Annotated in this window: 8 protein-coding genes; 5 read left to right on the forward strand and 3 right to left on the reverse strand. The window is 67.3% G+C overall.

Features of this window, described 5'->3' with window-relative positions; translation table 11 throughout:
• Nucleotides 1-26 precede the first annotated feature (26 nt).
• The 5 genes from F3H26_RS12410 (at nucleotide 27) to F3H26_RS12430 (ending at nucleotide 6222) form a co-directional block, all read left to right on the forward strand.
• On the forward strand, nucleotides 27-1220 hold the full coding sequence (locus tag F3H26_RS12410; protein WP_149776359.1) for an aminotransferase-like domain-containing protein: 1194 nt from the start codon (nucleotides 27-29) through the stop codon (nucleotides 1218-1220).
• Between the two features lie 44 nt (nucleotides 1221-1264).
• Entirely contained in the window at nucleotides 1265-1669 is a 405-nt protein-coding gene (locus F3H26_RS12415; RefSeq protein WP_149776360.1) for a hypothetical protein, read from the forward strand.
• A gap of 137 nt (nucleotides 1670-1806) precedes the next feature.
• Nucleotides 1807-5262, forward strand: a complete 3456-nt coding sequence (locus tag F3H26_RS12420; protein ID WP_149776361.1) for a chromosome segregation SMC family protein — start codon at nucleotides 1807-1809, stop codon at nucleotides 5260-5262.
• 54 nt (nucleotides 5263-5316) lie between these two features.
• Entirely contained in the window at nucleotides 5317-5679 is a 363-nt protein-coding gene (locus F3H26_RS12425; protein WP_149776362.1) for a hypothetical protein, read from the forward strand.
• Between the two features lie 45 nt (nucleotides 5680-5724).
• Entirely contained in the window at nucleotides 5725-6222 is a 498-nt protein-coding gene (locus F3H26_RS12430; protein WP_149776363.1) for an AAA family ATPase, read from the forward strand.
• Between the two features lie 4 nt (nucleotides 6223-6226).
• Here F3H26_RS12430 and F3H26_RS12435 read toward each other — a convergent pair whose 3' ends face one another.
• From F3H26_RS12435 to cobD, 3 genes are read right to left on the reverse strand one after another with little or no spacing between them, the layout of a single operon-like run.
• Nucleotides 6227-7390, reverse strand: a complete 1164-nt coding sequence (locus F3H26_RS12435; RefSeq protein ID WP_149776364.1) for a lytic murein transglycosylase — start codon at nucleotides 7388-7390, stop codon at nucleotides 6227-6229.
• A 14-nt stretch (nucleotides 7391-7404) separates the two neighbouring features.
• Nucleotides 7405-8325, reverse strand: a complete 921-nt coding sequence (cbiB, locus tag F3H26_RS12440) for an adenosylcobinamide-phosphate synthase CbiB (RefSeq protein ID WP_149776365.1) — start codon at nucleotides 8323-8325, stop codon at nucleotides 7405-7407.
• Entirely contained in the window at nucleotides 8322-9287 is a 966-nt protein-coding gene (gene cobD, locus F3H26_RS12445) for a threonine-phosphate decarboxylase CobD (RefSeq protein WP_149776366.1), read from the reverse strand. Before cobD ends, cbiB begins: the two co-directional genes overlap by 4 nt.
• Nucleotides 9288-9402: the final 115 nt, after the last annotated feature.

Here is a 9402-nt window from a genome sequence, read left to right on the forward strand (position 1 = left end):
CCGACCCAGCGGAGGAGGCTCGGCCCATGCACCAGTTATTTGCAACGCGCGCGGCGCGAATGAAGGCATCCGAAATCCGAGAGCTGCTGAAACTGCTGGATCAACCCGGCATCATTTCCTTTGCAGGCGGCATCCCCGACCCGGCGCTGTTTCCAGCCGAGGCCTTTGGCCAGGCATTCCAACAGGCGCTTGGCGCCGACAGCCGGGCGCAGGCGTTACAGTATTCCGTGTCCGAAGGGTACATGCCGCTGCGGGAATGGATCGCCGGCCACATGCGCCAGATCGGCGTCGACTGCGGCCCCGATGATGTTCTGATCACCTCGGGCTCGCAGCAGGCGCTCGACTATCTGGGCAAACTGTTTCTGTCGCCCGGCGACACGGCGCTGGTTGGATGGCCGACCTACCTGGGGGCTTTGGCGGCCTTCAACGCCTATGAACCACGCTTTGACCGGTTGCGCGCAGGCGGCAATGCGGGCGCGGCGCAATACCGGGCCGCGGCGGGGCCGGGGGCGGTCAAATACGCCTATCTGTCCCCCGATTTTGCCAACCCGACCGGCGAGACCGTCGATCGGCAAGGGCGCGAGGCCCTTCTGGATCTGGCCGAAGAGTTGGACTGCGCCCTGATCGAAGACGGCGCCTATCAGGCCCTGCGTTATGACGGGCAGGCGATACCGCCGATCCTTGCGCTGGAACTGGCGCGGAAGGGCGATCTGCAAGCCTGCCGGACGATCTATTGCGGCAGTTTTTCCAAGACCCTGTCGCCCGGATTGCGGGTGGGGTGGGTCGTGGCGGCGCGGCCCGTCATCGCGCAGCTTGTGCTGATGAAACAGGCTGCCGACCTACACTCGGCCACCATCAACCAGATGGCTGTGCATCAGGTGGCCCAAACCTGTTTCGACAGCCACATCCCGAAAGTGCGCGCAACCTACCGTGCGCGCCGCGACGCGATGCTGGCGGCGCTGGAACGGCACATGCCCGAAGGCGTGCACTGGACCCGGCCCGAAGGTGGCATGTTCATCTGGCTGACCCTGCCGCCCGGCGCGGATGGCGCGCAGCTGCTGGCCCGCGCGCTTGAGACGGTCAAGGTCGCCTTTGTGCCCGGACAGGCCTTCCATCCCGATGGCAGCGGCGCCAACACGATCCGGCTGAGTTTCTCCAACTCGGACGAGGCCACGATTGCCGAGGGTATTGCCCGGTTGGGCGCGGTCCTGCGCGGCTGAGCGCGGGAAAGCTTTCGTTAACCATTTTGCCGCAAAGCTGCGGCATGATCCGGTTCCTCGCCTTGCTGTTGCTGGCCGGCTGCTCGGCCGGCACCACCCATTTCCGCGACCTGCCAGCGACCCGCGTGGCCGTGAACGGCAGCGTGTTCGACGTGCGCCTGCGCGGTGACCTGGCCGAGGCGGTCCGCGTCAACAGCCAATATGCTCCGCGGCTGGGGCCGATCCAGGATCGGGCCGCATTGGCCATGGCGCAGGTCTCGGGCTGTCCGGTCGCCGACGTGTTGGGCGATGCGGCGGTGACCGTGGGCATCCTCGCCTGCGACCGCAGGGCGTCGGACCGGCTGCTGCTGGCTGCGGTCACGCCGACCAACTATGATTGCATTGACTTCGGAACTTATGACAGCGGGTCGGACACCGGATACCAGGTGTTCGAGTGTTCGCCGTATTGACTCCGCGCTATTCCGCCCAAATCAGCAAGATATTGTGGATAACTCGGTGCAATATCCCATATCCTGCGCAACTTCGTTGACTCGCGGGCCTTCCCTTGTCCAGACTTTCAGGGAACGGGAATCATGGAAATCGGCCTTTGCGCTTTACCAAACTCAAACTCACCGGCTTCAAAAGCTTCGTCGACCCGACCGATCTGATCATCGCGGACGGGTTGACCGGTGTGGTGGGCCCCAACGGCTGCGGCAAGTCCAACCTGCTCGAAGCGCTGCGCTGGGTGATGGGCGAGAACCGCCCCAAATCGATGCGCGGCGGGGCGATGGAGGACGTGATCTTTGCCGGTGCCGCCACCCGTCCGGCGCGCAACTTCGCCGAGGTGGTCCTGACCATGGACAACTCGGAACGTCTGGCCCCGGCCGGGTTCAATGACAGCGATCAGATCGAGATCGTGCGCCGCATCACCCGCGACGTGGGCAGCGCCTACAAGGCCAACGGCAAGGACGTGCGCGCCCGCGACGTGCAGATGCTGTTCGCCGATGCCTCGACCGGCGCGCATTCACCCGCTCTGGTGGGGCAGAACCGGATCGCCGAGCTGATCAACGCCAAACCCCGCGCCCGCCGCCGGATTCTGGAAGAGGCCGCCGGCATCTCGGGTCTGTACCAGCGCCGGCACGAGGCCGAACTGAAGCTCAAGGGCACTGAAGCCAACCTGACCCGCGTCGATGACGTGCTGGAACAGTTGGGCACACAGTTGGCGCAGCTGGCGCGGCAGGCCCGTCAGGCCGCGCGGTATCGTGAGATCGGCGAGCAATTGCGCCAGGCCGAGGGCATGTTGCTGTATCGCCGCTGGAAAGAGGCCGACATGGCCCGCCAGCAGGCCGAAGAGCGTCTGCGCGACCGCACCACCGAAGCCGCGCGCGCCGAGGCCGAGGCTCGCGCCGCCAGCGCGAAACGCGCCGAGATTGAAGAGACCCTGCCGCCGCTGCGCGAGGAGGAGGCCATTGCCGCCGCCGTCCTGCAGCGCCAGCAGGTGCAGCGCGATCAGCTGTCCGATCAGGAAACCCGCGCGCGCCAGACCATCGAAACCCTGACCGCCCGCATTCAGCAGCTGGGCCGCGACATCGAGCGTGAAACCGGTTTGAACCGCGACGCCGGCGAGATGATCGAGCGGCTGGAATGGGAGGCCCGCGAACTGGCCAAGGCCGCCGAGGGCCATGACGACAAGCTGGCCGAAGCCGCCGAAATCGCCCGCGAAGCCGCCGCGGTTCTGCAGGAGCGCGAGGATCTGCTGGCGCAGGAGACCGAGGACACCGCCCGTCTGGTCGCGCGCCACCAATCGGCGCAGCGCCTGGTCGAGGACAGCCGCAAGACGCTGGCACGCTCCGAGGCCGAAGAGGAAAAGGCCCGCGCAGCTGTTGCCGAGGCCCGCGCCGCCCTGACCCGCGCCGACGAAGCGTTCGAGGCCGCGCAAGCCGCCGAGGAAGAGGCGCGGGAGGCCGCCGAAGCCGCCGAGGAAGCACTGGCCGCCGCCGACGAGCTGCGCGGTGAAACGCAGGCGCGCGAGGCCGAGGCCCGTGCCCAACGCTCCGAGGCCGAGGGCGAGTTGGGCGCGATCCGGGCCGAGACCACCGCGCTGGCCAAGCTGGTCGAGCGCGACACGGCCGAGGGCGGGCAGGTGCTGGACCTGCTGCGGGTCGAGCCAGGCTTTGAAAAGGCGCTGGGGGCCGCGCTGGCGGATGACCTCCGCGCCCCGCTGGTCGAGGGCGATGGCCCCTCGGGTTGGGTGCAGGTGCCGGGCTATGATGCCGATCAGCCGTTGCCGGACGGGGCCGAGCCGCTGGCGCTGCACGTCTCGGGGCCGGACCGCCTCAGCCGTCGCATCGCGCAGATCGGCCTGATCGACGCGGATCAGGGCGCGCGGCTGCAACCCTTGTTGAAACCCGGCCAGCGGTTGGTGTCGCGCTCGGGCGATCTGTGGCGTTGGGACGGGTTCCGCGCTTGGGCAGAGGATGCCCCCAGCGCCGCGGCGCTCCGGCTCGAGCAGCTCAACAAGCTCGAGGCGCTGAAACAGCAGTTGGCGCAGGTCGAAGCACAGGCTGCCGGCGCCCGCGCCGCGCATGAGGCTCTGTCGCGGCAACTGGCCGAGGTGACCGAGGCCGACCGCCGCACCCGCGAGGCCCGCCGCGCCGCCGATCAGCGCATGGCCGAAGCCGCCCGCGCGCTCAGCCGGGCCGAGGCCGACCGCAACCTGGCGCAGGGCAAGCTGGAGAACCTGACGCTTGCGGTCGACCGCCACAAGCAGGATGCGATGGCGGCCCGCGCCCAGCTGCGCGAGGCTGAGGCCGCCCTGGCCGAACTGGGCGATCTGGACACCGCCCGCGCCCGGGTCGAGGACATCAAGCAGACGGTCGAGGCCGCGCGGATCACCATGCTGACGCACCGCTCGACCCATGACGAGTTGCGCCGCGAGGGCGAGGCCCGCACCCGCCGCGCGCAGGAGGTGGCCAAGGACCTGAGCGGCTGGAAACACCGTCTGGAAACCGCCGAGAAGCGCATCGCCGAGCTGGCCGAGCGCAAGGCCAGCTCCGAGGAAGAGCTGACCGAGGCGATGGCCGCGCCCGCCGAGATCGCCGAGGCGCGCGAAGAGTTGAACGAGATGATCGAGGCCGCCGAGGCCCGCCGCGCCGAGGCCGCCGACAAGCTGGCCCAGGCCGAAGCGTTGCAACGCGAGGCCGTGCTGGCCGAGCGCGAGGCCGAGCGCAAGGCCTCGGAGGCGCGCGAAGCCCGCGCCGCGGCCGAGGCGCGGTTCGAGGCGGCCAAGGAAAGTGTCGCCGCCGCCGCCGAGCGCATCGCCGAGGATCAGCAACTGACCCCGAACCAGTTGTTGAACCAGCTGGACGTGAACCCCGACGACATGCCCGCCGCCGATGCCCTTGAGGCTGAGGTGAACCGCCACAAGCGCCAGCGCGACGCGATGGGTGCGGTGAACCTGCGCGCCGAGGAGGATGCCAGGGAGGTTCAGGAGGAGTTCGACACGCTCAACAGCGAGAAATCCGATCTGGAGGAGGCGATCAAGGCGCTGCGCAGCGGCATCGCCAGCCTCAACCGCGAGGGCCGCGAGCGTCTGCTGACCGCCTTCGAGCAGGTCAACACGAACTTCGCCATGCTGTTCAAGCATCTGTTCGGCGGCGGCGAGGCCAACCTGGTGATGGTCGAGAGCGACGACCCGCTGGATGCGGGGCTCGAGATCATGTGCCAGCCGCCGGGCAAGAAGCTGTCGACCCTCAGCCTGTTGTCGGGCGGGGAACAGACCCTGACCGCCACCGCGTTGATCTTCGGCGTGTTCCTGGCCAACCCGGCGCCGATCTGCGTGCTGGACGAGGTCGACGCACCGCTGGATGACGCCAACGTGACCCGGTTCTGCGATCTGCTGGACGAGATGTGCCGCCAGACCGACACGCGGTTCCTGATCATCACCCACCACGCGGTGACCATGGCCCGGATGGACCGTCTGTTCGGCGTGACCATGCAGGAACAGGGCGTCAGCCAGCTGGTCTCGGTCGATCTGAAGAAGGCCGAGCAGATGGTCGCCTGACCGCTCACCGCAACGTTATTCCGCGATCGGGCCGGGCCGGGCTAGGCTGGCTGCATGAAACACCTGTTGCTGATCGCCGCGGCCTGCGCCGCCTCGCCGCTCTGGGCTGCCGAATGGGCCACCCGCCCCGGCGATGTCCCCCTGAGCCCCGCTGAATTGGACGCGCTGGCCGGGCGAACGCTGACTTTCTATGACGACGGGCAGTCGAAATACTCGGCCGGTGGGGCCTATTCCTATACCTATTCGGCGGTCAATGGCGGCGGAACGGCCTTCGGAACCTACTCGATCGCCGCTGATGGCAGCATCTGCGTGCAGTATCGCAATGGGTTCGACCGCTGCGATTTGTACGTGCGCAACGATGGTCGGTTGATTCTGATCACCGAAAAAGGCGAACGTTTCCCGGTGCGACCCGAGTGATCGGGGGCTGCCCTTCACCCGCCGTGCCCAACCAGGAATCGACCGATGACCCGATCCGCTCCGACCCTGCACATGCTTTGCGGCAAGATCGCCGCGGGAAAATCGACGCTTGCCGCCCAGCTCGCGAGGCAGCCCGGCACGGTTCTGATTTCCGAGGACGCTTGGCTGAAGCCGCTTTTTGCCGATCAGATGGTGACAGGTGCCGACTATCTGCGCTGTTCCACGCGTCTGCGCGCGGCGATGGGACCGCATGTCACGACTCTGCTTGAGGCGAGCATGTCGGTTGTTCTGGATTTCCCGGCCAATACGGTCGAAACCCGTGCTTGGATGCGCGAAATTCTGGATCAGACCGATGCCGCGCATCAGATGCATGTGCTGACCACGCCCGACGTCGTTTGTCTGGCCCGACTGCAAGCACGTAACGCAGCGGGCGACCACGCCTTTGCCGCGACCGAAGAACAGTTCCGCCGGTTTTCCAAGCATTACGCGGAACCGACGCCTGAGGAAGGATTCACGCTGGTTTTCCACGACCCAACGGATTGAGCGGCTAGAGCCGGTTCAGCAAGTCAACCGTCGGCCATGCGTCCGCAGGCAGGCCCAGCCGGGCTTGCTCGGCCTGTACTGCAGCGCGCGTTCCGGCCCCCAAGATGCCGTCGATCTTGCCCACGTCGTGGCCGCGCGCCTGCAGTTTCTTCTGCAGTTGTTTCATCTGGGCGCCGGTCAGGCCCGGATCGGGGTTGCCTGCGGCATAGACTTGTGCGCCCTCGAGGCGCGTTCCGAAATAGGCCGCGGTCAGGACATAGACAAAGCTTTGGTTCCACTCGAAATAGACATCGAAATTCGGATAGGCCAGAAAGGCCGGCCCCTTGCGCCCCTGCGGCAGGATCAGCGAGGCCGGCAGGTTGGCCAATGACCCGCCGCGCGCCTGCACGCCCATCGCCTGCCAGTCTGACACCGGGCGCGGTTTGCCCGGCCCGCTCAGCGACCAGTCCATCTGTGCGGGCACGGTTACCTCCTGCAGCCAGGGCTGACCCGGCTGCCAGCCCAGATGCGACAGCATCTTGCCCCCAGACATCAGCGCGTCGGGGGCCGACGTTTTCAACCGAACATGCCCGTCGCCATCACCGTCCACGCCGTTTTCCAGAATGTCACGGGGCAGCATCTGCACCATGCCGATCTCGCCCGCCCAGGCGCCGGTGGTGCGGTTCGGGTCGAAATCGCCGTTCTGGAACAGCTCGATCGCGGCGAAGATCTGCGGCCGGAACAGTTCGGGGCGGCGGCAATCATGGGCCAGCGTCACCAGCGCATTGCGGGTGTTGAAATCGCCCTGAAAGGCGCCGTAATCCGTCTCGAACGCCCAGAAGGCCAGCAGGACACCACGCGACACGCCGTATTCGGCCTCGATCCGGTCGAACACGGCATCGTATTTCTGTGCCATCGCCTGGCCGCGCCGGATCCGGTCCTGCGAGATCAGACGGCGCGAGAATTCGACGAACGGTTTCTGGAATACGCCCTGCGCGCGGTCGGCCTTCAGCACCTTGGGGTCCTGCTGCACACCGTTGAAGAACGCATCGAACGTGGCCGTGTCGAACCCCTGCTGTGCCGCTTCGGCCTTCAGTCCGCGAACGAAGGCGTTGAAGTCGCCGCCGCATTGGGCCAGGGCCGGGGCGGCGAAAAGGCAAGCGGCCGCAAGGCCCAAGACAAAGCGCATGACGAAAACCATCCTCAGAAAACCGTGTTCAGAACAACCCACACCGTCAGCCCCGCCAACGCAAGCCCCCAAACCTGCCAAAGGATCCCGCATGCGCGGAAAACCTCCGTTGCGCCGATCGTGCGCCGGGCTGCGCCGTTGACCCAGGCCAGATCGCGCATCTGCCCGTCGTAGCTGCGCGGCCCGGCCAGTGCCACGTCCAGTGCGCGGGCCATTGCGGCCTCGGGCCAGCCGGCATTGGGCGAGATGTGGCGCTGCGCGTCCGCGACGATGGCCCGCCATTGGCGCCACTGCCCCGACAGGGCCACGATCATCAGGCAAGTCAGCCGCGCCGGGATCAGGTTCAGCAGGTCGTCCAGCCGGGCAGCGGCCCAGCCGAAGTCTCGGTAAGTGTCGTTGCGGTATCCGATCATGCTGTCGGCGGTGTTCACCGCCTTGTAGACCAGCAGCCCCGGCAAGCCGCCCAGCAGGAACCAGAAAGCCGGGGCGATCACCCCGTCGCTGAGGTTCTCGGCGGCGCTCTCGATGGCCGAGCGCGCCACCTGTGCCTCGGTCATCTGCGAGGTGTCGCGTGACACGATCATCGCCACCGCCGCGCGTCCCTCGGGCAGGGACCGCCGCAGCGCGACGCCCACGGCGCGGACATGCGCCACCAGAGAGTTCTGTGCCAGCAGGATCGCGCACACCACGACCTCGACCGCCCAGCCAAGCGACGCCAGCGCCGTACCGACCACCCAGCCGCCCAAAACCAGCAGAAGGGCGACGAACACGCCCTTGGCGCGTCGATGCGTGCCGTGATTCAAGCGGCGGTCCAGCCAGCCGATGGCGTTGCCCATCAGCACCGCCGGGTGCCGCAGACGCGACCACAGCCAAACGGGCTCGCCCAATCCGGCGTCCAGCAGCATCGCCAGGGCCAGCGTCAGGGCGGTGCTCACAGCGCCGCCTCGAGCCGCGACCAGCCATGCGCGGGCGGCAGGCCCAGCCGCAGGAACCGGTCAGAATAGGGGAAGATGCGGCTCCAGATATGGGCCCGTGCCAGCCGGTCCTGCCAGGCGGCGGCATCGTCCACGTCATACAGGCGGAACAGGGTGGTGCCGCCGACCAAATTCGCGCCCTTGCCGGTCATCAGCGTATCCAGCCGTTCCGCATCACGGGCCAACCGCGCGCGTGTGGCCTCGGCCCAGACCGTGTCATTCAAGGCCTGCGCGCCGATGCGCAGGGCCGGGCCGGACACCGCCCAGGGGCCGGTCAGATCATTCAGTCGCGCGATCAGGTCGGGATGCCCGATGGCAAAGCCCAGCCGCAGGCCCGCAAGGCCCCAGAACTTGCCAAAGCTTTTCAGGACGATCACGCCGGGGCGTTCGGACAGGCGGATCAAGGATGCCTGGGGCATCACGTCGCAAAAGCTCTCGTCGATCACGGTCAGCGGCACGTCAGCGTCCTGAGCCTGCCAGATCCGGCCGTCGGGATTGTTGGGGTGCACGATCACCCGCGCCTGCGCCGGGCCGCCGGGCTGCACCGTCCAGCCCTGCGCGGCAAAGGCAGCCGCGTGTTCGTTGTAAGTAGGCATGGTGATCTGGACGGCGCCAACTGGCGCCAGCGCCGGGATCCGCGCGATCAGGGCCGAGGCCCCCGGTGCGGGCAGGATTGCCGCGCCCTCCGGCACGCCCCAGAAGCGACGGGCCGCATTGCTGAGCCGGGCGAAAGCCCCGTGATCGGGCAGGGCAGTCCAGTCGTCAGACGAAAGCCCCTCGACAGGGTAGGGTTGCGGGTTGATCCCGGTCGACAGGTCGATCCAATCCGTCCGCGCGCCGCCGTGGCTGGCGATGGCCTGGTCCAGTCCTCCGCCATGGTCGCGGCGGCGGCGCGGGTTCAGGTCGTCGATCCTGTCCGTCATGTTCGATTTTCGTCCATTTCGCCGATTTCGTCGTGGTTCAAGCGGATTCACGCCCAAGTTACAAGCCATTCCACCCATTTCGGCCATGTGGAAATGCCCGTTAACACTTTGTTAA

The organism is Ruegeria intermedia (assembly GCF_900129345.1).
GTDB lineage: Bacteria > Pseudomonadota > Alphaproteobacteria > Rhodobacterales > Rhodobacteraceae > Ruegeria > Ruegeria intermedia.